Source organism: Pedobacter ginsengisoli (genome assembly GCF_030244015.1).
GTDB classification, from domain to species: Bacteria; Bacteroidota; Bacteroidia; order Sphingobacteriales; family Sphingobacteriaceae; genus Pedobacter; species Pedobacter ginsengisoli.
Genome location: NZ_JASSYX010000002.1, coordinates 454,789 through 480,262 on the forward strand (window position 1 = coordinate 454,789; position 25,474 = coordinate 480,262).

23 protein-coding genes are annotated in these 25,474 nt (G+C 44.9%); 14 read left to right on the forward strand and 9 right to left on the reverse strand.

Annotated elements, in window-relative coordinates:
* Positions 1 to 2: 2 nt before the first annotated feature.
* Positions 3 to 803 carry a hypothetical protein gene (locus QEP08_RS09115; protein ID WP_285057411.1) on the reverse strand — a complete coding sequence of 267 codons (801 nt, stop codon included), beginning with the start codon at positions 801 to 803 and terminating at the stop codon, positions 3 to 5.
* A 450-nt stretch (positions 804 to 1,253) separates the two neighbouring features.
* On the opposite strand from QEP08_RS09115, the gene QEP08_RS09120 reads away from it, so the two are divergent.
* A complete protein-coding gene (locus QEP08_RS09120; protein ID WP_285057412.1) occupies positions 1,254 to 1,472 on the forward strand; it encodes a hypothetical protein in 219 nt (72 codons plus the stop codon).
* Here the strand turns inward: QEP08_RS09120 and QEP08_RS09125 are convergent.
* Positions 1,469 to 2,911, reverse strand: coding sequence for an aminotransferase-like domain-containing protein (locus tag QEP08_RS09125; RefSeq protein WP_285057413.1), 1,443 nt, complete (start codon positions 2,909 to 2,911; stop codon positions 1,469 to 1,471). The two genes, QEP08_RS09120 and QEP08_RS09125, sit on opposite strands and share 4 nt — an antisense overlap.
* Before the next feature lie 105 nt (positions 2,912 to 3,016).
* On the opposite strand from QEP08_RS09125, the gene QEP08_RS09130 reads away from it, so the two are divergent.
* Both QEP08_RS09130 and QEP08_RS09135 read left to right on the forward strand, forming a co-directional pair.
* A complete protein-coding gene (locus QEP08_RS09130; RefSeq protein ID WP_285057414.1) occupies positions 3,017 to 3,538 on the forward strand; it encodes a GNAT family N-acetyltransferase in 522 nt (173 codons plus the stop codon).
* 5 nt (positions 3,539 to 3,543) lie between these two features.
* Complete coding sequence (locus tag QEP08_RS09135; RefSeq protein ID WP_285057415.1) at positions 3,544 to 4,341, forward strand: PhzF family phenazine biosynthesis protein; 798 nt, start codon at positions 3,544 to 3,546, stop codon at positions 4,339 to 4,341.
* A 61-nt stretch (positions 4,342 to 4,402) separates the two neighbouring features.
* On the opposite strand, the gene QEP08_RS09140 is transcribed toward QEP08_RS09135, so the two are convergent.
* Complete coding sequence (locus QEP08_RS09140) at positions 4,403 to 4,753, reverse strand: SPW repeat domain-containing protein (protein ID WP_285057416.1); 351 nt, start codon at positions 4,751 to 4,753, stop codon at positions 4,403 to 4,405.
* Positions 4,754 to 4,756: 3 nt separating this feature from the next.
* The gene (locus tag QEP08_RS09145) at positions 4,757 to 5,119 is read right to left on the reverse strand and encodes a vitamin K epoxide reductase family protein (protein WP_349019033.1); all 363 of its coding nucleotides are present in this window, start codon (positions 5,117 to 5,119) and stop codon (positions 4,757 to 4,759) included.
* Positions 5,120 to 5,302: 183 nt separating this feature from the next.
* Here QEP08_RS09145 and QEP08_RS09150 point away from each other — a divergent pair, with 183 nt between their 5' ends.
* Both QEP08_RS09150 and tal read left to right on the forward strand, forming a co-directional pair.
* Positions 5,303 to 7,165, forward strand: a complete 1,863-nt coding sequence (locus QEP08_RS09150) for a transketolase (RefSeq protein WP_285057417.1) — start codon at positions 5,303 to 5,305, stop codon at positions 7,163 to 7,165.
* 48 nt (positions 7,166 to 7,213) lie between these two features.
* Complete coding sequence (gene tal, locus QEP08_RS09155) at positions 7,214 to 8,317, forward strand: transaldolase (protein WP_285057418.1); 1,104 nt, start codon at positions 7,214 to 7,216, stop codon at positions 8,315 to 8,317.
* A 107-nt stretch (positions 8,318 to 8,424) separates the two neighbouring features.
* Here the strand turns inward: tal and QEP08_RS09160 are convergent, their stop codons facing one another.
* The gene (locus QEP08_RS09160; protein WP_285057419.1) at positions 8,425 to 9,504 is read right to left on the reverse strand and encodes a universal stress protein; all 1,080 of its coding nucleotides are present in this window, start codon (positions 9,502 to 9,504) and stop codon (positions 8,425 to 8,427) included.
* 274 nt (positions 9,505 to 9,778) lie between these two features.
* On the opposite strand from QEP08_RS09160, the gene QEP08_RS09165 reads away from it, so the two are divergent.
* Positions 9,779 to 10,138: a response regulator gene (locus QEP08_RS09165; RefSeq protein ID WP_285057420.1), complete on the forward strand. Its 360-nt coding sequence runs from the start codon at positions 9,779 to 9,781 to the stop codon at positions 10,136 to 10,138.
* 33 nt (positions 10,139 to 10,171) lie between these two features.
* Here QEP08_RS09165 and QEP08_RS09170 read toward each other — a convergent pair whose 3' ends face one another.
* Positions 10,172 to 11,332, reverse strand: coding sequence for a YncE family protein (locus tag QEP08_RS09170; RefSeq protein ID WP_285057421.1), 1,161 nt, complete (start codon positions 11,330 to 11,332; stop codon positions 10,172 to 10,174).
* A gap of 230 nt (positions 11,333 to 11,562) precedes the next feature.
* Here QEP08_RS09170 and QEP08_RS09175 point away from each other — a divergent pair, with 230 nt between their 5' ends.
* Positions 11,563 to 12,417: a universal stress protein gene (locus QEP08_RS09175; protein WP_285057422.1), complete on the forward strand. Its 855-nt coding sequence runs from the start codon at positions 11,563 to 11,565 to the stop codon at positions 12,415 to 12,417.
* 9 nt (positions 12,418 to 12,426) lie between these two features.
* Here the strand turns inward: QEP08_RS09175 and QEP08_RS09180 are convergent, their stop codons facing one another.
* Positions 12,427 to 13,116: a zinc metallopeptidase gene (locus QEP08_RS09180; protein WP_285057423.1), complete on the reverse strand. Its 690-nt coding sequence runs from the start codon at positions 13,114 to 13,116 to the stop codon at positions 12,427 to 12,429.
* Between the two features lie 172 nt (positions 13,117 to 13,288).
* A complete protein-coding gene (locus tag QEP08_RS09185) occupies positions 13,289 to 13,603 on the reverse strand; it encodes an SAM-dependent methyltransferase (RefSeq protein WP_349019034.1) in 315 nt (104 codons plus the stop codon).
* Positions 13,604 to 13,740: 137 nt separating this feature from the next.
* Here QEP08_RS09185 and QEP08_RS09190 point away from each other — a divergent pair, with 137 nt between their 5' ends.
* The 7 genes from QEP08_RS09190 (at position 13,741) to QEP08_RS09220 (ending at position 24,082) form a co-directional block, all read left to right on the forward strand.
* Positions 13,741 to 15,024 (forward strand): glycoside hydrolase family 99 protein, encoded by a 1,284-nt coding sequence (locus QEP08_RS09190; RefSeq protein WP_285057424.1) that lies wholly within the window; start codon positions 13,741 to 13,743, stop codon positions 15,022 to 15,024.
* Positions 15,025 to 15,042: 18 nt separating this feature from the next.
* Complete coding sequence (locus QEP08_RS09195; protein ID WP_285057425.1) at positions 15,043 to 17,235, forward strand: GH92 family glycosyl hydrolase; 2,193 nt, start codon at positions 15,043 to 15,045, stop codon at positions 17,233 to 17,235.
* Between the two features lie 158 nt (positions 17,236 to 17,393).
* Positions 17,394 to 17,780 (forward strand): c-type cytochrome, encoded by a 387-nt coding sequence (locus QEP08_RS09200; protein WP_285057426.1) that lies wholly within the window; start codon positions 17,394 to 17,396, stop codon positions 17,778 to 17,780.
* Positions 17,781 to 17,871: 91 nt separating this feature from the next.
* Positions 17,872 to 18,603 (forward strand): ThuA domain-containing protein, encoded by a 732-nt coding sequence (locus QEP08_RS09205; RefSeq protein WP_285057427.1) that lies wholly within the window; start codon positions 17,872 to 17,874, stop codon positions 18,601 to 18,603.
* Positions 18,604 to 18,646: 43 nt separating this feature from the next.
* Positions 18,647 to 20,866 (forward strand): DUF7133 domain-containing protein, encoded by a 2,220-nt coding sequence (locus QEP08_RS09210; RefSeq protein WP_285057428.1) that lies wholly within the window; start codon positions 18,647 to 18,649, stop codon positions 20,864 to 20,866.
* A gap of 13 nt (positions 20,867 to 20,879) precedes the next feature.
* Positions 20,880 to 23,372: a glycoside hydrolase family 95 protein gene (locus tag QEP08_RS09215; RefSeq protein WP_285057429.1), complete on the forward strand. Its 2,493-nt coding sequence runs from the start codon at positions 20,880 to 20,882 to the stop codon at positions 23,370 to 23,372.
* Positions 23,373 to 23,386: 14 nt separating this feature from the next.
* Positions 23,387 to 24,082 (forward strand): SGNH/GDSL hydrolase family protein, encoded by a 696-nt coding sequence (locus QEP08_RS09220; RefSeq protein WP_285057430.1) that lies wholly within the window; start codon positions 23,387 to 23,389, stop codon positions 24,080 to 24,082.
* Between the two features lie 200 nt (positions 24,083 to 24,282).
* On the opposite strand, the gene QEP08_RS09225 is transcribed toward QEP08_RS09220, so the two are convergent.
* Positions 24,283 to 25,464 (reverse strand): AIR synthase related protein, encoded by a 1,182-nt coding sequence (locus QEP08_RS09225; protein ID WP_285057431.1) that lies wholly within the window; start codon positions 25,462 to 25,464, stop codon positions 24,283 to 24,285.
* Between the last annotated feature and the right edge of the window lie 10 nt (positions 25,465 to 25,474).

Below are 25,474 nucleotides of genomic sequence, written 5' to 3' on the forward strand. Positions count from 1 at the left end.
TTTTATACCTCCTTCTTATACCCAAAATCCATTTTTTTCCAGTGCTTTGTTTTTAACTCATCGACCTGGCCGCCGGCTATCGTGGCGCTTAGTATCCCGCAAGGACTAAACTGCTTGTCGTTGATCAGCATTTTACCGGCAAAAGTTGTCTTCAGGTATTGCAGGGAAATCACAACAATACAAAGACAACCCGGCTCAATTTCAAAGTCAAACTGTTTTGCGGGGATAACCACACCATCGGGACTATTTATTATTTCAACCGACTGCACCGGACTCAGGATCATTCGGCCATAGCTGAGGTCGTACATCCCTACTGCTACACCAAGCATACAGATATTGGAAGTCTTTGGGAATTTTAAATCCCGTGGAATGTGTATATCCGGAAACTGGACCTGGAGATTTTGACCTATAAGCATAGTGGCAGGCTGTACAAAAAGATTGTCCCTCACCGGCGACTCCTCATTAAACTCAAAACCGTTTAACCTGCTAAAGCTTTCGCTGTCAAAATTAAATGTATCAGTCTCCTGATCCAAAGATTGTCCAAGTATAATCCGGACTTCTTTCAGCAACCTGTTGATCATAGGACCGTCGTATAACTGTACGATCACGTTGTAAAAGTTACCTCTTATAGAAGCAGCGAGATTACTGGCCACTCCAAACTTTACCGCCGCTTTTTTTGACGGCTCAGTTCGTTTATTCGGATCATACCTCGGTGACTGGGTGATCACCTGTATACCCCTGTATTTTTTATTCACGACAGGGCCGATCATGCCCCGCAGAAATTTACCATCGAGTTTTGCCATTTTATGTATATTTATAAGTTAGTTATGCTGACGAACACCTCGGAAACCGTCCCGGTACAGTAGCACATCAGTTCATATACAATATACTAATATTTAATGTATAGTCCATGTTTTTTATGGAAAACGTGGACTATAGGTGGACTATACGTGGAGTATAGGTGGACTATGGCAAAGCAATACAGGTTTTGTCCTGCGCTTTCAATGCAGGCGGAAGACAGTACATACTCTGTCTATTTCAATACGCAGATTTTTCATGATCTCTTATTATCACCATTTTAAGAAACTTTATAAATCATAAACGTAAGTAAATAATGTAAAATATTAACTACCCCGATATAATGAATCTGTTTTAGTTATTTTATGTGTCCACAGAAATTTCGGCATAACATTTATTAGTGATAATCGTTAATAAGTAGCGCTCAGGCAAAGGGAATAATAATTGATAAAAGTATGAGAGTACAAATCAACAACGGGAAAAATAAAGAGGCGCAGGTTAAGGAATTTCTCAGTGAACATTCATTTGAAGAGATCCATGAAATGCTGGATAAATTATATAGTGGATGGGCTTTGTCAGCGGCAATTACTTCAGAGCGGAACGAAAGGCTCAGGACACTCATTTTCTTTGATGAACTTAAACAGTTTTTCGAGCAGATGGAAGAAAACGATTAATAAAAAGCACCCGGTATTAGTCTGCCCAGTATTTTGATCTTTTTTTCAAGTTCTTCATTCCATGGTAGTCCGAAACTTAACCGCAGGCAGTTGCCGAACTGTTCCTGCAACGTAAACATTCTGCCCGGCGCAATACTGATCCCGAATTTGATGGCCTTGTTGTAGAGTTCAGTGGTGTCTACGCGCTTGTCCAGTTCGATCCACAGAAAATATCCGCCTTCGGGCTGCGTCACCCTGGTTCCTTCAGGAAAATAACTGGCGATAGCGGCAATGTATTTCATGCTGTTGTGGTGCAGGGTCTGGCGCATTTTCCTGAGGTGGTGCTCATACCTGCCATTTTTCAGAAACTCTGCGACGACTTCGGAAGTGAGCGTTGCAGAAGAGATGGAATGGTTCAATTTTAACCGGATTATTTTGTCGGTGAACTGACCTGCTGCCACCCAGCCGACCCGGTACCCGGGAGCCAGGGTTTTTGACACAGAATTACAGTAGAGTACCATTCCGCTCTCGTCATAGCTTTTGCAGGTTCCGGGCCTGCTGCCGCCAAAATAGAGGTCGCCGTAAATGTCGTCTTCTATCAATGGAATGTGATGGTGCTCAAGGAGTTTCACCACTTCCTTTTTATGTATAGCAGGCATAGAGGAGCCACAAGGATTGTTGAAGTTGCTGACCAGCAGACACACTTTGATCTTATGCAGGCTGATCGCTTTTTTCAATGCATCAATTTCGATTCCGGTAACCGAATTGGTGGGTAGTTCCAGTACACGGAGACCCATTCCTTTTGCCAGTTGTAAGATGCCAAAATAAGCCGGGCTTTCAATGGCAACGGTATCACCTGGCTTGGTCAGCGCCAGCAAACAATAGGACAATGCGTTCATACATCCGGAGGTTGTCACCAGATCCAGCTCATTTAATACACCGCCCCAGTTCAGCGACCACTTCGCGATTTCCCTCCTCAGGTTTTCATTTCCCTGCACGTGGTCATAACCTGTTCCGCTGCCCGGAACCGTCCGGGTGGCCTGGAGCATGGCTTTATTTAGTTTTGCAACCGGTAACAGACTGGTGTGGGGTACGCCAAGAGATAACAATGTGACTGCTTTATTTGACCCGTCACGATGTACCTTGGTAATGAGGTCGTCCTGATCTTCATTACTTCCATTCAGGGCCGGGCTGCTCGGCTTGGGCGCTTCAAGTCGTTTTCCGGGTGGCAGGCACACGTAATATCCTGATCTGGGCCGTGTCTGAATCAGTGAACGGCTTTCCAGTTCATAGTAAGCTTGTGTAATGGTGCTCATGTTATGACCCAGTTCTCTGCACAATGTTCTTACAGAAGGAAGTTTATCCCCAACCTTCAAAACCTGCTCCATGATCTGTTTTTCAATCCGGGATGCGATCTGCAAATATAAATAAGGGCTTGTTTTTGAACTGTTTGCTGGCATGATTTAAGATAAAGCTGTAAACTGTATTGGTCAAATTTAATAAAATTGTATCTGTATCGGTTCTTTTTTTCTGTGGATATTTGTGCAGGTCAGAAATAAAACACTATGGTCATTTTGAACAGTACCTTATCAGACATCGATTCTTTATTTAAATTGTACGACGATGCTACTGTATACATGAAGCAATTCACGAACACTTATTGGCGGGGTTTCGAGCGTTCGCTCATTGAAACTGAAATTAAAGAAGGCAGGCAATATAAGATTGTCGAAAACGGAGAGATCGCCTGTGTCTTCGTCATCACCTTCAGTGACGCTACGATCTGGGGGGAAGCAGATACCGGTCAGGCCATTTATATACACCGCATTGCAACCAACAAATCATTTCGCGGGAATAACTATGTACAACATATTGTAAATTGGGCAATGGTCTTTGCAGCCAAAAATGGAAAAGATTTTGTGCGGCTTGATACAGGTGCCGGCAATGAGAAGATTAACAATTACTACAAAAGCTGCGGTTTCACTTATAAAGGCGTCACCGGCATAACCTATACGGACGATTTGCCTGAACATTACAGGGATGGTAAGTTCAGCCTGTTTGAAATCGATTTAAAAAACCTAAAACCTTAAAAGCAATGTACACAAAGAAATTAGCCTGTTATCAGATAGATGCTTTCACAGATCAGCTTTTCGGTGGAAATCCCGCTTGTGTTGTGGTGCTGGAAGAATGGCTGCCGGATGAAACCCTGTTGAAAATCACACAGGAGAATGCGGTGGCTGAAACTGCATTCTTCATTCCGGAAGGTGATGGGTTCCACCTGAGGTGGTTTACACCTGAATATGAAATGGATCTTTGTGGTCATGCAACTTTAGCAACGGCGCATGTATTGAAAACAGAACTGGGTTATGCTGGAGATACCATTCGTTTCAGTTCCAAAAGCGGAATATTGGAAGTAGGAATTGAGAATGACCGGTATACGCTTAATTTTCCGTCAAGGAGGCCTGTTGCTGCTGAATTGCCTGATGCAATCGCCACTGCATTGAGCAAACAGCCTCTGGAGGTCTTAAAATCGAGAGATTATTTCCTGGTATATGAAAACGAGCAGGATATTCTGGAATTGGCAGCTGACCGGGAAAAGCTAAGTACTGCCGATATTGCACCGGGAGGGATCATCGTGACGGCAAAAGGCAATAAAGCCGATTTTGTATCCCGGTTTTTTGTGCCGGGGGCCTCTATTTTTGAAGATCCGGTAACCGGATCAGCACATTGTTCCCTGATTCCCTACTGGTCCGGGCAATTGGGTAAAAAAGAACTGTCAGCATTGCAGTTGTCTGAAAGGGTGGGTAAACTGGATTGCACGCTCCTTGATGACAGGGTTTTGATCAGCGGAACGGCTAAAACGTATTCGGCGGGGTATATTTTTATTTCTTAATTTCTGATCAAAGTCAGCCCGGAGCATAAAATTTTTGTTTACAGGCATTGTGGCGAAACCATCAAACATTCTGCCTGCGCTTCCATATTTTCCAGCCTTCCCCGTACTTTCCTTTTATTTGTCCCCGGACAAATGCCAGTGTTATTACCAGGATCCCGCATGCCATATCGTTGATGATGGGAAACGGATCCTGGTATCCTAATATCCATGGGGCAGCCCAGACCCATAGTCCCAGCGGAATATTGAGCTTGCGAAGCCCCCTGGTTGTCTCCCAGCAGGCTACCATTGCGATGGTGGCAATGACCGGTCCGATGATGTGGTTGCTGTCTGCTCCCGAATCTTTATAGTTGAATATGCCCGGGCTAGCCGTCAGCCATATTCCAATTAATGTATTTATAATTTGCGCCCACATAATTTATTGATTAAACCCCCAAAATGCTTTCCATCCCGATTTGCCTGAATCTTTTACACCTTTTATATATTGCATGGAAGCAAGTGTCTCGTCCATAGCCGGCCCTATCATCCAAATAGAAATTACTGCCGAGGTAAGGCACAGGGTACACCAGGAATTGAAGAGTACGGGCTGAAGGATGACCAGTAAAATACTGACCAGACCAAGCGGCCCTACGGCTATTCCAAACAGGATGACCATCCAGGGCATAGTCCGCCAGCGCCTGGTGCCGCCGATGATACCTGTAACCGCGTCTATTACGTAGGCGATGGCTCCCAGCGCTGCATCGGGGATGGGCAATATGTCGGAGATGCCTGAATTCAGGATGGTGTTTTATCTGAACCAATTAAAATTCCAATTGTTATAAAATGGTCTACATGATCGTTCTCAGCAATCGAGTGAGAACTTAAAATATCATTGACATGGAATCTTACCTTAAGCAGCCGCGCCTCAGTTTATAAAGACGACGGCACAACTGCCCTTATAAATAAATTTTAAAACAACAAGATTATGGAAAACTATGCAGAATTAAAGGAAAAAGCTGACCTGATCCGCAAATGGTGTCTGACTGCTACTACAGCTGCAGGATCGGGACATCCTACTTCCTGCTTATCGGCTGCTGATCTCATGGCGGTACTTTTTGACCGGTATTTCAGGTATGACATCAAAAATCCGCTTAATTTATATAACGACCGCTTCATACTATCTAAGGGGCACGCGGCACCGCTGCTGTATACGCTATTTGGGATGGCTGATGCTTATCCGCTGGAAGAATTAAATACACTGCGAAAGTTCAATAGCCGTTTTGAAGGACATCCTACACCGAAGTTTAGGTATGCAGAGGCGGCTACAGGGTCGCTGGGCCAGGGACTTTCAGTTGGTGCCGGGCTTGCATTGCTGGCCAAAAGAGAGTCTCTTCCGTATAAGAGTTATGTGCTTATGGGCGATGGTGAACTGGCAGAAGGGCAGATATGGGAAGCTGCCAACTTCGCTACCTGTCACCGTCTGGACAATCTTGTGGCCATCGCGGATATCAACCGTTTGGCGCAAAGCGGTGAAACTATGTTTGGATGGGATGTAGAGAAATATGAGCAGCGGTTCCGGGCATTTGGTTTTGAAACGATTGTGATCAATGGTCATGATCTTAAAGAGGCAGATCTCGCATTTGAACAGGCGTTTTATCATCAGGGCGACCGGCCCCTGGCCATCATTGCGCAGACAATTAAAGGGAAGGGGATCTCTTTCCTGGAAGACAAGGAGGGCTGGCATGGGAAAGCCCTGAATGAGGAAGAATTGCAAAAAGCGCTGAAAGAATTAGGCGAAACCGATGATAGCCTCAGGTTCAATCTAAAGCAACCGGATTTAACCAGGTTACCAGAGCAGGCAGTTGCGGGGCCGGTTACAGGATTTTCCTTTGAAAAGGACCGGGAATATGCTACACGGGAGGTCTTTGGTCAGGTGATGGCCGAATTGGGACACAAAAATACGGATGTTTACGTACTGGACGCTGATGTGAAAAATTCGACCTTTACTGAAGATTTCTTTAAAACGCTTCCTCAGCGCTTTGTAGAATGCTATATCGCCGAGCAAAATATGGTATCCGCGGCAGCGGGCCTGTCCCGCTTGAAAAAAATCCCTGTGGTGGCTACTTTCGGTTCATTCCTGACCAGGGCTGCTGATCAGATCCGTATGGCAAGAGTGTCGGAAGCGAATATCAAATTTGTGGGTTCTCATGTGGGTGTTTCTATCGGTGAGGACGGACCATCGCAAATGGGGCTGGAAGATATTGCGCTATTTGGTACCCTGCCGGATACGGTCATTTTTCAGCCGGCAGATGCGCTGTCAACAATGCGGTTGACCGCTCTGATGATCGACCATCAGGGTTTTGTTTATATGCGGACACTGCGCCCTAAAACGCCTGTACTTTATGATGATCATGAAGAATTTAAAGTGGGCGGTTCAAAATTGCTGAGACAGTCCGAAGATGATCTGCTTACGATCGCTGCTACTGGCATTACTGTATTTGAAGCGCTGAAGGCGGCTGACAGATTGAATGAAGAAGGGATCAGGGTCCGGGTGCTGGATTGTTATTCGGTTCATCCAATTGACAAGGATACACTGATTAAATGCATACAGGAAACCAGGCACGCTATCCTGATTACTGTTGAAGATCATTTTGCGCATGGGGGGATGGGTGATTTTGCAATGGCTGCGCTAGCAGCATCTGACAAAGGGGTATATGTTAAAAAAATGGCGGTAAATCGAATTTCCCAATCTGGAAAAATGGACGAGTTGCTGGAACATGCCGGTATTAATGCCCAGGCTATTGTCAATGAGGTCCGATCCCTGATACCGGCACCGGCGTTTCATTAAATATAGAACTGTCCACATTGATTTGACAAAAAAAATAAGAATTGTATCATGGAAACTAGCAAAGTAAAACAATTACAGGACTTCGGCCAGAGTATCTGGCTGGATTTTCTAGACCGTCATCTGATCGTTTCCGGTCAGCTAAAAGAATATATTGAGAATGACGGCCTGAGGGGGCTGACCTCTAACCCGGCTATTTTTGAGAAGGCCATCAGCGGCAGCGCTGATTACGATGAGCAGATCAGGACACTTGCTGCTGCATACCAGGATAACGAGGCGATCTTTTACAACCTGGCTGTAACTGACATTCAAAACGCCGCAGATGTATTCGGCCCCACTTTTGCGAAAGGGGCGGATGGTTATGTTAGTCTGGAAGTTTCGCCGCGCCTGGCGCATGATACCAACCGTACGATCAAACAGTCAGTGGAGCTTTGGAAAAAGGTGAACCGGGAAAACGTGATGATCAAGATACCGGCAACGCCAGAGGGCCTGCCGGCCATTCGTAAAACGATTGGCGAAGGGCTGAACATCAACATTACCCTGCTGTTTAGCCTCGATCGCTACGAGCAGGTCACCGATGCTTATTTGTCGGGACTGGAAGACCGGGTTGCTGCTGGCCAGCCTATTGACCATATTGCATCGGTAGCCAGCTTTTTCCTGAGCCGTATAGATGTATTGGTTGATCCGGTCCTGGAAACAAAGGGTCATCCGGAAATGAAGGGGGAGGTTGCCATTGCCTGCGCTAAACAAGCTTATCAGATCTATAAACGTGTTTTCAGCAGTGACCGTTTTAAAAAGCTACAGGTCAATGGCGCTATGCCTCAACGCGTTTTATGGGCAAGTACCGGAACTAAAGACCCTTCCTTTCCGGATACCAAATATGTAGAAGCACTGATCGGCCCCGAAACAATCAATACCATCCCTCCGGAAACGCTGGATGCTTACCGGGATCATGGACGTCCGGCAAGCCGTCTGGAACATGACCTGGACAGTGCCGGCCAAACTCTGGTACAACTAAAAAAGATCGGCATTGACCTGGCTGAAATTGGTGCGCAACTGGAAAAAGAAGGTATAGAAAAATTCAACAAGCCTTATGATCAGTTATTGCAGGCGATCGAGGAAAAAAAGAGCAGTATTGCAACTGCCGCCAGTTAGGCTATTTCAATTCCAGCTGCCTTGTAAATCGCAGTAGTTGGCTGTGTCTTTCTGATTGCTTTTTCGTGGCTTTGACGAAGAAATAATTTTACCAATCTCCGCCGTACCTATATGTCTTCTTTAAACACTAATAAGGGCAGGTGCGTATGAAAGGCAAGTCTTTTAGCCATACTCCGATGAAAAATGCCTTCAAAAAAACCATATTGTTTCGGAACAGTAATCACCAGTTCTGCCCGCTGCTGTCCGGCAAACTCCATAATACCAGCTACCGTATCTTCGTGGTCGATGTAATGATATTCCGGTTGCTCATCATCCCAGAGCTGATGGAGGTCGGTCATTTCGTTGATGGTATCCGGATTAAAATGCGCTCCGTCACGATCAACATTTAAGATGAGCAACCTGGCTTTCAATGCATGAACAAAAGTTTTTATTGCCCTAACCGGGGTTGACGCAGAAACCTGTTTCAGGTCACAGGCAAAAACTACTGTTTTTATCGGGTGAAATGCTGCCACCGGGGGGATTATCAGCAATGGAGCCAGGCAATCTTTTGCCAGGCTGATGGTATTACTGCCAACCAGAGTCCGTTCCAGACTGCTTTTTCCGGTAATCCCGGTTATCACGAGGCCAATGTGCTGTTGCTCCACGAGTGTATTAACCGCGGAAAGCAATGTTCTTTCGTCAGTCCGGATCTCTATATTGGTTTGTTCGGGGACCCGCTCTTCCAAATCGTTTTTCAGTTCCGTGATCAGTTGCAGGCTTTCATCAGCAGACTCCGTAAAACCTCCTGAGGCAGGTGCAAAAGCAGTCGGCGGTACAGCGATTGATACATAAGAATGGTACAATATGATATTTTCAGTATTTAGCTCATGGGCCAATGCAGTCGCGTACCTGGCAGCATTGGTGGCTGAATCGGAAAAGTCAGTAAGCACGAGCATATTTTTCACTCTATAAATGTCTTCAAGCTGCCGTTCTATCGCATTTTCCAACTCCTGAAAATCCTGGTCAGAAAAGTTCCGGGGCCCCCGCTGAACAATATCCCAGGCACCTTCTGCTGATCTGTTTAATAAAATTGGCTCCTTCTCATTGGTGACCATCTCAACCTTAAACTGCCGGTGATGATCATGCTGAGTAACAATGGCATCCAGATCCAGGCTTCCTGCTCTGAATTTTATAGAAAATGTATCCATGATATTTTCCTTTACTAATCTTACGGATGAATTCCGCGGAGCATAACCAGATGCAAAAACAATGTGTTAAGATAACAATCGGGACAAAGATTGGTTCAAAATCTTTCAAACAAAGCCTGTCAGACCGTTACACTGGCTTCATCCGGAATGCATGACGAAATCAAGTGGTTAAATTTTGCAGAAATATTCATTTATTCTTATATTTATTTTAAATCCGTCAAAAAGGTATAGCTTCGTTTTAAGTTTCTTTTTTTTGGGTCATAAGCAGTTGATCATGGAGACTATAATTGTGCAGGATACTGATGAAGCCGTATTAGACGTTCTGACCCTTGCTTTACAAATGGAAGGTTTTGAAGTATTCTCCCTTACAGATATCAATGGAAATTTTTTAGATGTTATTGATGAGGTCAGACCTCATGTTGTCATGCTGGATTATAAATTGCACGGGGATGCCTGTATTGAAGTCTGCCATCAGATCAAAGGGAAATACCCCCATTTGCCGGTACTGGCATTAAGCTGCAACAGCAATATCAACCAGGAATACCGGATCAATGGGTTTGATGGTTACATCGAAAAACCCTTTGATCTGAGTCTGCTTTATAAAATTCTGAGAAAATACATTCCAAAACATTAAAACAGGTACCCGTTTCACTAGATAGCGCTGCATCTATAGTTTTTTCTCAAATTCATATGCTTTCAGGTGATCTGACAGATAACAGCTAACCCAGGCTTCGAGTTTGTCCTCGTTCTCGTAAAGGGCTATGCCAACGGGCTTTCCGCTGCAGCGGAAAGAATAGATCCTGGTAAAACCCTTTCTGTTGATTTTAAAAACATCTACCCTGTTTCCGGCGTAACAGGCAGCAAAGAGAAACCGCTGATCTTTTGAAAGTGCAATGGTTCTTGGTTGCTGATGTGTATTCACTTTAAATAATGATTTCCCTGTGCTTGCTTTAAAGCAACCGATTTGAGCGATCGTGTTAAAAGAAATGAGCAGATTTCCGTTGCTGTCGAGCAGCAGGTGGCGTGGATTGGTGAGAACAGGGAGGTTCTTTTCGATTTTCCAGTTTTTATTATTGATCACAGCGACTTTATTCCCGCCCATAATCGCCACGTATGTCTTCTCATTTTTGTCATCTACGGCGATTCCTCTCGGGATTTCGGGTAAATTTATAGTCGCTATTTTTTTCCCGTACGGCGCTAGTGTGTCATTCAGCTTTAAAATGCTTACTGATTTTGAACCCCAGTTGCTTACTGCCAGAAATTTGCTGTCTTCAGTCCTGGCAATAACTTTGGGTATTTCTCCTGTCCTGATCAGGGGAAGGTACACTGTATCCCGTTTCTGCCTTTCAAAATCAGTAATATAAGCAACTTTGCCAGGTAAAACAGATAGTGATTTCCGCTGAGGTAAAGTATCCATTGCTATCGGGACTATGCCGCCGGCATTGTGCAATGAGACCCATAAGATCTTATCCTGATGACTGAAACAAGCTTCAACAGGTTTTTCTGCAAAAGAAGGAATGCCTCGGTTCAGGGAGTAATCCCATCCCCTGGCTTTGGTGGGTTTAAAATTAATTTCCCTGAGAAGTTTTTTGCTTTTCTGGTCAAATTCATAAATGCACATCCCTTCAAGGCTGAGCGCGTACAGTTTCGTTCCGCAGGAATTAAATAATACAGATTTTACACCCATGGATACGGGAAGATCCTGTGATTCTTTGAAAATCAATGAATATGCTCCCGACTGCAGGAAGGCGTCCTGAGATAGTGGTTTTAGAAAGGAACTGAATCCCAGGAAACAAACAATATACGCCAAATTCAAAAAGTTCTTCATCTGAAGTATGTTAACGCATAAACATGGCCGTTTCTTCGTCTCTTTCAGGGATATGCCTCCCCTTGAAAACAGAATAAACAAATAATTACTGACTTTGTTTAACTTTCTCTTTTCATGTAAGCGGCTTCTTTTTATAAAACCGGAACAATTTCGAAGTACATCTGTTATCTCTCTATCTGGTTGTGCATTTTATTAAGAGGGCCTGAAAGCCTCTGGAAAGGAGATAGGGAATGGATACATTATATAGCGTAAGGCGTATGCTGGTGCTGACCGATTTTTCAGTTCCTGCATGGAATGCTGCCCTTTATGCGGCCGGATTAACCCGGCAGCTAAAAGCAACAGACTTTATGCTGTACCATTCCGATGAGTGGATTTTGATGCCCCCGATGGCAACCACTCCGGCTGGAACAGGGTTTGTAGAATCGCCTGAGCAAAGCCCGGAGAGGATTTCAGAACTGAAAAACGAGCTGGAAAAATATATGGACCCGGAAATCAGGATAGAAGTCCGCACTGATGAAAGAACTCTGGTTACTGCAGTGAACACGCTCGTCGGGCAGCAGCATATTGGACTGGTTGTTGCCGGCGTGACAGGCAAGAGCAAGCTGGAGCGGGTCCTGATTGGCAGTAATGCCCTGGATCTGGCCAGGAACTGTGTGGCACCCTTGCTGATTGTACCTTTCGGAGCGTTTTTTAAAAGCATTAAAAAAATAGTTTTTGCCTGCGATTTGAAGCAGGTCTCTCAAACAACTCCGTTCTATGCGATTAAAGCTTTTGTAAAGGCTTTAGATGCAAATTTGCTCATCTTAAATGTCGACCGTGACGGAGCGCATTTTGATCCGGATACCATTAACGAAATGACTGACCTGCACCAGTTATGGGATGCCCAGCATCCTGAGTACCACTATACGGATCATAAGGACACGGCAATTGGGATCATGGAATTTGCGAAAAAAAATAAGGCTGATCTGGTGATTACGGTGCCCAAAATATATGGGTTTTTTGAAAGCCTGTTTCACAGGGGTGTAACGGAGCAATTGGCCTTCCATACTGATCTGCCCTTATTGTTGTTCAGGGAAAACATATAAGAGGAATTATCAGTTCCGGTCCCTGCTATTTACAAATAAGAGAATGTAATAAAGTAAAGTCGCAACTGAACTGATGGCTGCGACCACATAAGTGCGTGCAGCCCATTTGAGCGCATCTGCTGCTTTATCATATTCGGCGGCAGTTGTCATATGATTACTTTCCAGCCATTTTAAGGCACGGTTACTCGCGTCATATTCTACAGGAAGTGTAATAATAGTGAAAAGTGTTGTGATGGCGAACAGTACGATGCCAACAAGTAAAACAGTAGGGTTTGCGCTTCCGACTAAAAAACCAAGGCCGGCTAATATTACCCACTGAGAAAGTTGGGAGCTTATATTCACCAACGGAACAATGGCGCTGCGGAATTGCAGCATGCTGTATGCCCGGGCATGTTGTACAGCATGCCCGCATTCATGTGCCGCCACTGCTGCAGCTGATACGCTTCTTCCCAGAAAAACATCGGAACTTAAATTCACAGTTTTATCCTGAGGATTATAGTGATCGCTTAAGTGTCCTTCCACGGAAATGACACGCACATCATAAATCCCGTTATCTGAAAGCATTTTTTCAGCGATCTCCCTGCCGCTGAGTCCATTGGAGAGGCCGATCTCACTATATTCCTTAAATTTGCTTTTCAGTCTGTTGCTTACAATAAGGCCAATAACAAACATAATACCTGCTATCAGGTAGTAACCCATTAAACCCATTTTTCTCTGTCTATAACTGTTAAATTAAATCAATAACAACTGACAGGTAAAATTAGTTCTGAACGTGACCAAATCGATGTCATAAAATAAAAAAATAAACAACCCGAAGCAGGATTGGTTTAAAAAGAAAGGTGAAGGACTGTCTGTAAAGTCCTAGCCTAAATCAGAGGGATAGCATGCGAGCCCGGATAACTTTGTATTTGTTTCCCATATCCATCAGTAGTGTATTGCTTATAGTTGCTGCTTTTTGAGCCGCCTTGACGATGTCGGATTCGCCTTCCAGGCTTTTTATCAGATGTTCCCGGAATCCCAGGGAAATTAAAAAATAGCCCTGACTGGTAAAACCAGTTTCCCTTAAATCACTTTTTGCTCCCCAATGGCTCAGTGCAGAAAAATTCACATGAGAGGTGATATCTTGTGCGCCAATACGCTCGTAAAACGAATCGTTCACTGAATGTTTCCAGATTAATCGGGGGATTTTTTTGTTTTATCGTTATTTTGTTGGGTTTAATGAATCATTAATGTTTTGTTAAGCATTTACACGGTACTTTATAACTGAGGTAAACCAGATGCGGTTTGCTGTATGAAGAAATTCTGCTAAAACCCAAATTAATTATGAAATCAATTCCAAAATTCTTAAGCTATTCGGCGCTGGTATGCATCTGCATGCCGTTTTACGGCGCCGCTCAATCCAAACACAGCAAGCAGACCGAATATCCGTCTTACAAAGGCCTGGTCATGGCGGGCTACCAGGGCTGGTTCAGGGCCGAAGGCGATGGAACCAAGTCCAAGCGCTGGGCATACGGTACTGAAAATCGTAACGGAATAGACATGTGGCCCGACGTCAGGGAATATGAAAAGACCTACAATACGCCTTACAAACTCAATAATGGCGAAACTGCGAAATTCTTCAGCTCGCACGACAAGAGCACGGTAGATCTTCATTTCAAATGGATGAAGGAGTACGGCCTTGACGGTGTGTTTATGCAGAGGTTTTTTGGCAATGCAAAAAACAGGGACATGGAATCAGTAACTGTGCTAAAAAATGCATTTGAAGCGGCTTCAAAGAATGTAAGGGCAATCGGGGTCATGTATGACCTTTCCGGACTGGGCGCTTCAAATGAGGACTGTTCTGCGCTGATCGCCGACTGGAAATACTTGGTCGATGAGCTTAAAGTAACCAATCAGACCGGTAAAAAAACCTATATTCACCACAATGGCAAGCCCCTGGTAACTATATGGGGAATCGGATTTCCTGACAGGCCTTACAATATGCGCAATATCGGATTGGATAAATTCATAGATTTTCTTAAAAATGATCCTGTTTATGGCAATTGCTCGGTTATGCTGGGTGTCCCTATGGCCTGGCGTACGCTCAATGCTGATTGCGTAAATGATCCCTACCTGCATGAGCTGATCAAAAAAAGCGATATAGTGCTGCCATGGTCGGTACAGCGTTATTCGCCGCTGCTCCATAATGACATGGACAGACTGAGGGACAATACTATAGCGGATATCAAATGGTGCCGCGACAATAAGGTCGACTACGTACCTTGCATTTATCCTGGTTTTAGCTGGCACAACCTGAGCAAATACGAGTTTCCTGATGACGTGAAACCGGTGGGCTCCATTCCGAGACAAGGAGGCCGCTTTTACTGGCAGCAAATCGCTACTGTCATCAATGTAGGTGCGTCGATGCTGTATGTGGCGATGTTTGATGAGGTAAATGAAGCTACTGCCATATTCAAGGTTACGGACAATCCGCCTGTAAGTAAAGTGACTTCTTTTGTAAATAATGATGGAAAGCCCTCAGACCACTATTTGTGGCTGACGGGAGAAGCAGCCAAAATGCTGCGCAATGAAAAGTCCCTGAGCATAAAAATGCCGGAGCGTAAATAAAATTATTACTTTTATGATATGAACACACGATTTAAACCTAAAACAACCATTTTAACCCTGGCGTTCGCCTGTTTACCGGTTTTGTTTGCGCAGGCACAACAGCCAAACTATAGCGGTGAAGGAAATCTGAAATATGTTGATCCCCGGATCGGAAACGTAGGTGCAATTTTGGAACCTACAAGACCAACCATCCAATTGCCCAACCAGGTGATCAGGATGACGCCTCAAAGGGCTGATTATATGGACGATCAGATCTCTAATTTTCCTCTAACGGTGGTCTCGCACCGGAACGGGCAGGTCTTTTCGGTTAAGCCCGCCCTAAGTGCGCAGGATACGAAGAGAATGACCTATGACCATGATCTGGAGATCAACCGTCCCTGGTATTATTCTACTTATCTGATTGACAGTGATATTAAGGTAGAATTTGCCCCTGGTAAAAAGACAGGCATTTTTAAGTTTGATTTTCCTCATAATAGTTCAAAAGCACTGATCTTTGATAAATATAACAGGGGTGAAGGTAATATTCAGCTGGCATCGGCCAGAGAGGTCAGGGGTATGGAGACCTGGGATGGTGTTAAGGTCTATATGTATGGCACGTTGAATGCCGATGCATCAGCAGAAAAGAATGGAAACAAATTGCTGCTTACCTTTGATAAAGGAGTAAAAACCATAGAGCTTAAGTATGCACTATCGTTTATCAGTGCTGATCAGGCAAAAAAAAATTATAGCAACGAACTAAAGACTGCTACTTTTGATCAGCAGATTAAACTTGGTGAGGCGGCATGGTCTAAGGTGATTAACCAGATCAAGTCGACGGGTGGAACTGAAGCTCAGAAACGCAGCTTTTATACTGCGCTGTACCGCTGCTACGAGCGTATGGTAGATATTACTGAAGACGGACAGTATTACAGCGGTTATGACAAACAGGTGCATAAGACCAACCGTCCTTTTTATGTAGATGACTGGGTTTGGGATACCTACCTTGCTCATCATCCGCTAAGAACGATTCTCAACCCCGCTCAGGAAGGTGACATGCTGAATTCGTATGTGCTGATGTACCAGCAAAGCGGATGGGTTCCTACATTTCCGTTGCTGTACGGTGATAACCCTTGTATGAACGGATTTCATTCTACCATTACTTTTCTGGACGGTTACCGCAAAGGCATCAGGAACTATGATGTAGATGCAGCCTATGAAGGTATGCTTAAAAATGCCACACAGGCCACCATGCTGCCCTGGAAGAATGGACCTAAAACTGACCTGGAGGACTTCTATTATGAAAAAGGTTATTTTCCTGCTTTGAAGATTGGTGAAGAGGAGACCAATAAAACCGTTCACGGTTTTGAAAAGCGCCAGGCAGTTGCCATTACTCTGGGCCACAGTTATGACGACTGGGCGCTGGGCGAGTTTGCAAAGGAACTGAAAAAGGACCAGGATTATAAGAGATTTAACGCGAGAGGCAACAACTATAAAAACCTTTGGGACAATAATTCCCAGATGTTTTTGCCAAAAGACAAGGATGGTAACTGGATTAAGATAGATCCTAAATTTGATGGCGGTATGGGTGGCAGGGACTATTATGATGAAAACAATGGCTGGACTTATCTATGGCAGGTACAGCATGATGTAAAAGGCTTAATAGGTCTCTTTGGCGGGGTAAACAACTTTGAAAACAAGCTAGACCAGCTTTACCGTGAGCCTCTTGGCAGGAGCAAATATGAGCTCTGGGCCAAATTTCCCGACTTTACCGGCATTGTTGGTCAGTTTTCTATGGGCAATGAACCCAGTTTCCATATCCCTTATCTTTATAATTTCAGCAGTTCGCCCTGGAAAACGCAAAAACGAATCAGGTTCTTGCTGGATACCTGGTTTAAAGACAATGTGTTTGGTATTCCCGGTGATGAGGATGGGGGCGGAATGACTGCTTTTGTGGTCTTTTCATCAATGGGCTTCTATCCGGTCACGCCTGGTATACCTGCGTACACCATTGGTAGTCCGGTGTTTGAAAATGTGACTATCGATCTTCCTAACGGAAAACAGTTCCAGATGATCGCCAATAAGTGCTCTGTGCAAAACAAATATATTCAGAGCGCCAAATTCAATGGAAAAGTGATTAATACACCATGGTTTAGTCATGAACAGCTCATGGCCGGTGGTAAACTGGAACTGGAAATGGGTCCGTTGCCGAACAAAAAATGGGGAGTGAAATAAACTGTTATAATGCCCGTTATCAAAAGAAGGATAACGGGCATTTTTTCAAAAATGTCACGTATTCTTGTAACTTATCAATGAGATTAATCATTTTTTAAGGTTTTTTTAACTTTTCTGACTAATTTCACGTTTAATAATTTAAATCAATAACACACCTAATGAAGAGGACCTTAATTATTCCGGCAATTGTATTTGCCGTTGTTTCTGTATGTGCATCACAGGGAGTTGCACAAACTAAAAAGCCGGCGGCTGCCGCAAAAAAAACTACAGGGGCTGCACCTTCAGCGGATGCTGCTGCGGGTAAAGCACTTATTGCCAAGTCAGACTGTATGGCCTGTCACAAACTGGATGTCAAATTGGTAGGGCCGGGTTTCAAGCAGATTGCAAAAAAGTACCCTGCCAATGAAGAAAACAAAAACGCACTGGCCAAAAAAGTGGTTGAAGGCGGATCAGGAGTTTGGGGTGCTATACCAATGTCGCCGCACCCGGCGCTGTCAGTTGATGACGCAAAGAAAATAGTGACGTACATATTGTCAGTTAAATAATTAGCCAGATGAAACCATCATGATCTTTCAAATCATAAATGAAATGATTAAGATCATGATAGCTTCATCACCGAAACAAAATATTAACCAGATGAAAAAACACTTAGCCTTATTCCTCCTGATGGGAGGAATATTGCTGGGCTCTTCGGCCTACGCAAAGAACAAAAAAATCCTGATCTTCTGTAAAACTGCAGGTTTCCATCACGATGCCATCAAAGAAGGTATTGCAGCCATTCAGAAGCTTGGAGCTGAAAACAAATTTGATGTCGACAGTACGGTCAATTCGGCTAAGTTTACGGATGCCAATTTGAAGCAATATAATGCAGTAGTCTTTTTGAGCACGACCGGAGACGTATTGAATGATAATCAACAGGCTGTTTTTGAAAGATACATCAAAAATGGTGGTGGCTTCATAGGAGTACATGCGGCAAGCGATACAGAATACGACTGGAAATGGTACGGTAACCTGGTGGGTGCATATTTTGCCTCGCATCCTGCCCAGCAGATGGCTACCATAAAGGTAACCAACCGTGATCATATCTCTACCAAACACCTGCCTGCTGAGTGGAAAAGGAAAGACGAATGGTACAATTTTAAATGGATGGCAGAAGGGCTTAATGTGCTGATGTCTATCGATGAAACAACCTACGACGCGGGCAACGGGAAAATGGGTGATAAGCATCCTATGGCATGGTACCATGAGTATGATGGCGGAAGAGCTTTTTACACGGAGCTAGGGCATACTGCTGAATCTTACCAGGAGCCATTGTACCTCCAGCATCTTTTGGGCGGTATCAAATACGCGCTCGGTCTAAAGAAATAGACCAGCCCCCTCAAAGCCAGCATACAAACAAACCAAATATAAAATGAAACGAACCAAACAATGGGTATTGGGTATACTCGGGCTGTTTACGTTCATCTATGCCTGCAAGGTAACCCAGAGCTCGCTGAAGCGCGATGCCGAAGGGAAGATCATCGTAAATACCAGTCCCTCATCTCAATACCTTTCTCCGCAGGAAAGTCTTAAAGCCATTCACCTTCAAAAAGGGTATCATCTGGAACTGGTGGCCAGCGAACCTATGATCCATGAACCTGTTGCCATTGCATGGGACGGAAACGGCAGAATGTTTGTTGCCGAAATGAATACCTATATGCAGGATGCTGATGGCTCTGATGAGATGAAGCCGGTTTGTAAGGTCAAAAGGCTCGAGGATACCAATGGTGACGGCAAAATGGATAAATCGGTCGTTTTCATTGATAATTTGCTTTTACCACGACTGATACTGACGCTGGATGACCGCCTTTTGGTCAGTGAAACCAATTCCAATCACATTTACAGTTACCGGGATACCAATGGTGACGGCGTAGCTGATGAAAAGAAAATGGTGTACCGTAATGATGAGGTCAGCACCAATAACCTGGAGCACCAGAAAAGCGGGCTGATCTGGAACCTGGACAATAAAATCTATGTGACTTATCAGGATGTGCGTTATAAATACGATAATGGCATGCTGAAAACTGAAAAACTGATCAATGGCTCCGGCGGGCAATGGGGCCTGGCCAATGACAACCATGGCCGGCTGTTTTACTCGGCAGCCGGTGGCGAGACTCCGGCACTTGATTTTCAGCAAAATCCTTATTTCGGAAGGCTGGATGTGGGTGGTCAGCTGGATAAAGACTTTCAGTCTGTATGGCCGGTCATCTCCACACCTGATGTTCAGGGAGGTCTCGGACGTCTTAGGGCAGACAGTACGCTCAATCATTTTACAGCCTGTGCGGGGCAGTCTGTTTTCAGGGGTACCGCATTGCCGGCTGATGCGGTAGGAGATCTGTTTATACCTGAGCCCGTAGGCAGACTCATCAGAAGGGCAAAACTAAGTAACACAAATGCCAAGATTACTTTGACTAATGCGTATCCGGGTGAAGAGTTCATTGCTTCCACGGACATGAACTTCAGACCGGTCAACAGTGCCACCGGACCCGACGGCTGTCTTTATATTGTAGATATGCACCGTGGCATTATTCAGGAAGGAAACTGGACCAGGAAAGGGACTTATCTGCGCAATCAGATCGATCAGAAGAAACTAGACAAAAACATAGGCAGGGGTCGCATTTACAGGTTGGTTTATGACGGCATCAAGCCAGATAAAACCGTTCCAAGGATGCTGAGCCTGCCAAATGCCCAGCTGGTTCAATACCTGAGCCATCCAAATGGCTGGTGGCGTGACAATGCACAAAAGTTACTGGTAGTACGGGGAGATAAAAGTGTGGTTCCGGCTTTGGAAGCACTCGCTCTTAAATCTACTGTTCAGCTGGCCAGGATCCATGCTTTATGGACATTGAACGGATTGAATGCACTTGAACGTCCGGTATTGCTCGCCGCGTTTAAGGATCAGGATGCTGAGGTGAGGAAAACCTCGCTTTGGATCGCTGAAGAGGCATTAACAAATGGTGATCAGGATCTGTTGGCTTCGGTAGAGGCACTAAAAAATGATCCGAGTGCCGATGTACGCTTGCAGCTTGCCCTTTCTTTGAGGTTTAATAAATCTGAAAAGGCAGAGCAAATCATCACAGGTCTGCTGAAGAGCTATCCTGATGATAAGCTGCTTGCTGAATCGCAGAACAGGTATCAGGGTAAGCTCAGGGAAAGCGCTGAATCGGAGCAGAAAGCCAAACTCATGGCTGCCGCTGATCAGAAATTAATAAAGGACGGGGCGGTGATCTTCAAACAGCTCTGTGCGACTTGTCATGGAGCAGATGGAAAAGGAATAAACAATGGCGGTAAGGATATGCCTGCACCGGCACTGGCGGGTGCCAGAGATGTCAATGCCGATCCGGAAAAATTGATCAAGATCTTACTGCATGGACTATCCGGCCCCATTGAGGGTAAAACTTATCCGGATATGATGCCGGCACTGGGCGCAAACAGTGATGAATATATCGCCTCGGTGCTGAGTTACATCAGAAATGACCTTGGCAATAAATCTTCCGTAGTGAAGCCTTCGCAGGTGAAAAAGGTAAGGGCTGAAAACGCAAACCGGTCAAACCCCTGGACCATTAAAGAACTTGAGACTGCACAAAAATAACCAAACCTATCCTATGTTTAATAGTCAAACCAACAAACCGAAATATCAGGTATTTATCAAAACGGCCTTGACAAGTGTGGTACTGCTTATCTGCGCTGCGGTAGCAAATGCCCAGCATGCCAATATGAAATTGTGGTATGACAAGCCTGCAGATAAGGTTTGGGAAGCTGCAATGCCTGTAGGGAACGGCCGTCTGGCCGCCATGGTGTATGGCAATCCACAGGAGGAGCTGATCAAATTGAATGAAGCGACCATTTGGTCAGGAGGGCCAAACCGCAATGACAATCCAAAAGCTTTAGCGGCCCTGCCTGAGATCAGAAAATTGATCTTTGAAGGCAAATATGATGAGGCCAGCAAGGTTGCAGCGGCCAATGTAGAATCAAGGATCAACGGTATGAATTACCAGTTGCTCGGTAACCTGAAACTGACCTTTCCGGGTCATGAAACATTTTCAGATTATTACAGGGAACTGGATCTAGATAAAGCCATAACCAAAACAAGCTATGTGGTCAATGGTGTGAACTATACAAGAGAGATCTTTGCTTCTTTTACTGATCAGGTTATCGTTGTAAGACTCAGTACAAACAAACCTGGGATGCTGAGTTTTTCAGCAGGAATGGAAAGTAGCCAAAAATCACAGGTTGCTGTTAAAAACGGTAGTGAGCTGGTTTTAAGTGGTATCTCCGGTGATAAGGACGGGGTGAAAGGAGCTGTAAAATTCATTTCTATTGTCAGGGTTAAAGCCGAAGGGGGAAAGATTGCATCGACTGAAAACGTCATCAATGTAAACAATGCTAATTCGGTAACCCTTTTGATCTCTATCGCTACCAACTTCAACAGTTATAAAGATCTGAGTGGAGATGAAAGCAAAAGGGCTGCAGACTATTTAAGCAAAGCCGGTTCAAAGGCCTACACAGCGATGGTGAAAAACCATGTCTCTGCGTATCAAAAATACTTTAAACGCGTTAAACTGGATCTTGGTCATACAGATGCCATCAAAGATCCTACAGATATTCGTCTGGCGAACTTTGCCAAAGGCAATGATCCTCAGCTTGCTGCGTTGTACTTCCAGTTTGGCAGGTATCTGCTGATTTCCTCTTCGCAGCCTGGTGGGCAGCCGGCGAATCTTCAGGGCATCTGGAATGATAAGATGAACCCGCCGTGGGGTAGTAAGTATACCATCAACATCAATACAGAGATGAATTACTGGCCGGCCGAATCTACCAACCTGACTGAAATGCATGAGCCATTGATCAAAATGGTAAAGGAACTGTCCCAAACCGGACAAGAAACTGCAAAAGTAATGTATGGAGCTAATGGCTGGGTTACACACCACAATACCGATCTTTGGCGCATTACCGGCCATGTCGACGGTGTGTACTCGGGTATGTGGCCAATGGGCGGTGCATGGTTGAGCCGTCATCTTTGGGATAAGTATCTGTACAGCGGTGACAAGAAATATCTGGAATCCGTGTACGATGCCATCAAAGGCTCCGCTCAGTTCTACAGCGATTTTCTTGTTGAAGAACCAACGCATAAATGGCTGGTCGTAGCACCTTCAAATTCACCTGAAAATGCACCTGCTGTTGCTAAAGGTAAATCTATACAGGCTGGAACCACGATGGACAACCAGATCTTATTCGAACTCTTTTCCAACGTGATCCGTGCATCGGAAATATTGGGCAAAGACAAGGATTTTGCGGAACGGCTCCAAACACTGAGAAGCCGTCTGGCGCCTATGCAGGTAGGACAACACAGCCAGTTGCAGGAGTGGCTGCAGGATCTGGACAATCCAAAAGACAAACACAGACATGTATCCCATCTGTTCGGCGTATTCCCGGCAGGGGAGATTTCACCATACCGTACACCAGAACTCTTCGATGCCGCACGCACTTCTCTGATTTACCGCGGGGATGTTTCTACTGGCTGGTCTATGGGCTGGAAGGTCAACCTGTGGGCAAGGTTCCTGGACGGTAACCATGCCTACAAACTATTAACTGACCAGCTAAGTCCGGCAAGTAACCGTTCGGAATCCGGAGGTACTTATCCTAACTTATTTGACGCGCATCCGCCGTTCCAGATTGATGGTAACTTTGGCTGTACCGCAGGCATCGCTGAAATGCTGATGCAAAGTTACGACGGTAACATTCATTTATTGCCGGCATTGCCAGATGTTTGGGCAAACGGAAGCGTTGGCGGATTACGTGCCAGGGGAGGTTTTGAAATTGTGAGCCTGAAATGGGAGGATGGAAAAGTAAAACAGCTGGTGATCAGATCAAACAATGGCGGAAACTGCCGGATCCGTACACCAAATGCATTGAAAGGAAGTATTGCACTTAAAGCAGCAAAGGGTGAAAACACAAATCCCTTTTACGCCGTGAACGTGACGCCAAAGCCAATTATTTCTGAAAAAGCCAAATTGAATACAGTTTCACTTAAGGAAACCATTCTTTACGACTTCGCTACAAAAGCAGGTCAGACCTACACATTGAACAGCACCAACTAAGCCATATAAAACTTATGAAAACCACACTCAAACTTACTGCAATTGCCGCCATGCTTTTTTCTTCATTGTTTTCACAGGCTCAGGACTGGCCAAATCTCAAGCGTTATCAGGAGGAAAATGCTAAATTGAGTGCTCCAGCAGCGGGCGAAACCAGGGTCGTTTTTATGGGCAATTCCATTACGGAGGGCTGGAAGAATTCTTCTCCTGAGTTTTTCTCTTCCAATCCTTATATCTGCCGGGGGATCAGCGGCCAGACTACACCTCAAATGCTCATCCGCTTTCACCAGGATGTGGTGGCTCTAAAACCAAAGGTTGTGGTACTGCTTTGCGGCATCAATGATATCGCCGGAAATACCGGGCCTTCAACCCTTGAGATGATTCAAGACAACATTGCTGCGATGGCAGAAATTGCAAAGGCCAATAAGATCAGGGTGGTTTTATCTTCTGTACTGCCGGCTTTCGCATTCCCATGGAAGCCAGGAATAGAGCCCGCTGACAAAGTGATTGCCCTGAACAAATGGATCAAAAGCTACGCAGACGAAAATAAATACACTTATGTGGATTATTTCAACGCGATGAAAGACGAACGCAATGGTTTGTCAAAGAATTTAGCTGAGGACGGCATTCACCCCACTAAAGCCGGTTATGCAATCATGGAGCCTCTGGTGCAGGCTGCAATTGCGAAAGCTTTAAAGCAGAAAATCAAATAGTCTTGCTTTAAAAAAGCAGCTTTACAACATCGCTATATGCATCCAGGAAATTCAATGTCTGGGAGAGGGCATCAGCGCTCTTTGCGCTCCCTTCAGAGCGCCTAAGAGATGCCAGCCCGAAAACAGAGCATTGAATTTCTTTAATAAGAAAACCCTGCCATTTCCCAACAAGAAATCCTGCAATTCTCTAAAAAGAAAACCTAGTTGTAAACAAACTCTCCAAACTCAGAAACAACCGTTACCTGTTTCTTATCCAGAGATTCAACCCGCCCAATAACCTGTGCATCAATACCAAAACTTTCTGAGATCTCAATAATAGAAGCTGCTATAGATGCTGGAACATACAGCTCCATACGGTGCCCCATATTAAACACTTTATACATTTCTTTCCATTCCGTGCCCGACTGCTCCTGTATCAGCTTAAACAGCGGTGGAACGGGAAACAGATTATCCTTGATCACATGTACATCATCATTTACAAAGTGCAGCACCTTAGTCTGTGCGCCACCACTGCAATGCACAATCCCGTCAATCTGGTCGCGAAACGCTTCGAGTATCCTCTTAATCACCGGTGCATAAGTGCGCGTAGGAGATAAGACGAGTTTTCCCGCAGTAACTGCAGCACCATTTCCGACCTCAACCAGATCCGTCAGTTTTTTGCCACCGGAAAAAACCAGGTCATAAGGAACAGCGGGGTCAAAACTCTCCGGATATCCTGAAGCTACCGACTTATCAAACACATCATGACGGGCAGAAGTAAGCCCGTTAGAACCCATACCCCCGTTGTACTCGCTTTCATAAGTCGCCTGGCCATAAGAAGACAAACCAACAATCACATTGCCTGGTTGTATTTTATGGTTGCTGATGACCTTGGAACGCTCCATACGACATGTTACAGTCGAATCCACAATGATTGTTCTTACCAGATCACCCACATCAGCAGTTTCACCACCAGTAGAATAAATAGAAATACCCTGCTCACGAAGATCCGCAAGTATCTCTTCCGTGCCATTGATGATCGCAGCGATCACCTCACCCGGTATCAGGTTCTTATTGCGTCCAATGGTCGAAGACAATAAAATATTGTCCGTGGCACCCACACAGATCAGGTCATCAATATTCATGATAATGGCATCCTGGGCAATACCTTTCCAAACAGAAATATCACCCGTTTCCTTCCAGTAGACATAAGCCAAAGAAGATTTTGTACCCGCACCATCCGCATGCATGATGTTGCAAAAAGCATCGTCACCGCCCAGTATATCTGGAATGATCTTACAGAAAGCCTGAGGGAAAATACCTTTATCTATATTCTTGATGGCCTGGTGCACATCTTCTTTGGAGGCAGAAACGCCGCGCTGGTTGTACCTGTTATCACTCATGTACCGCAAA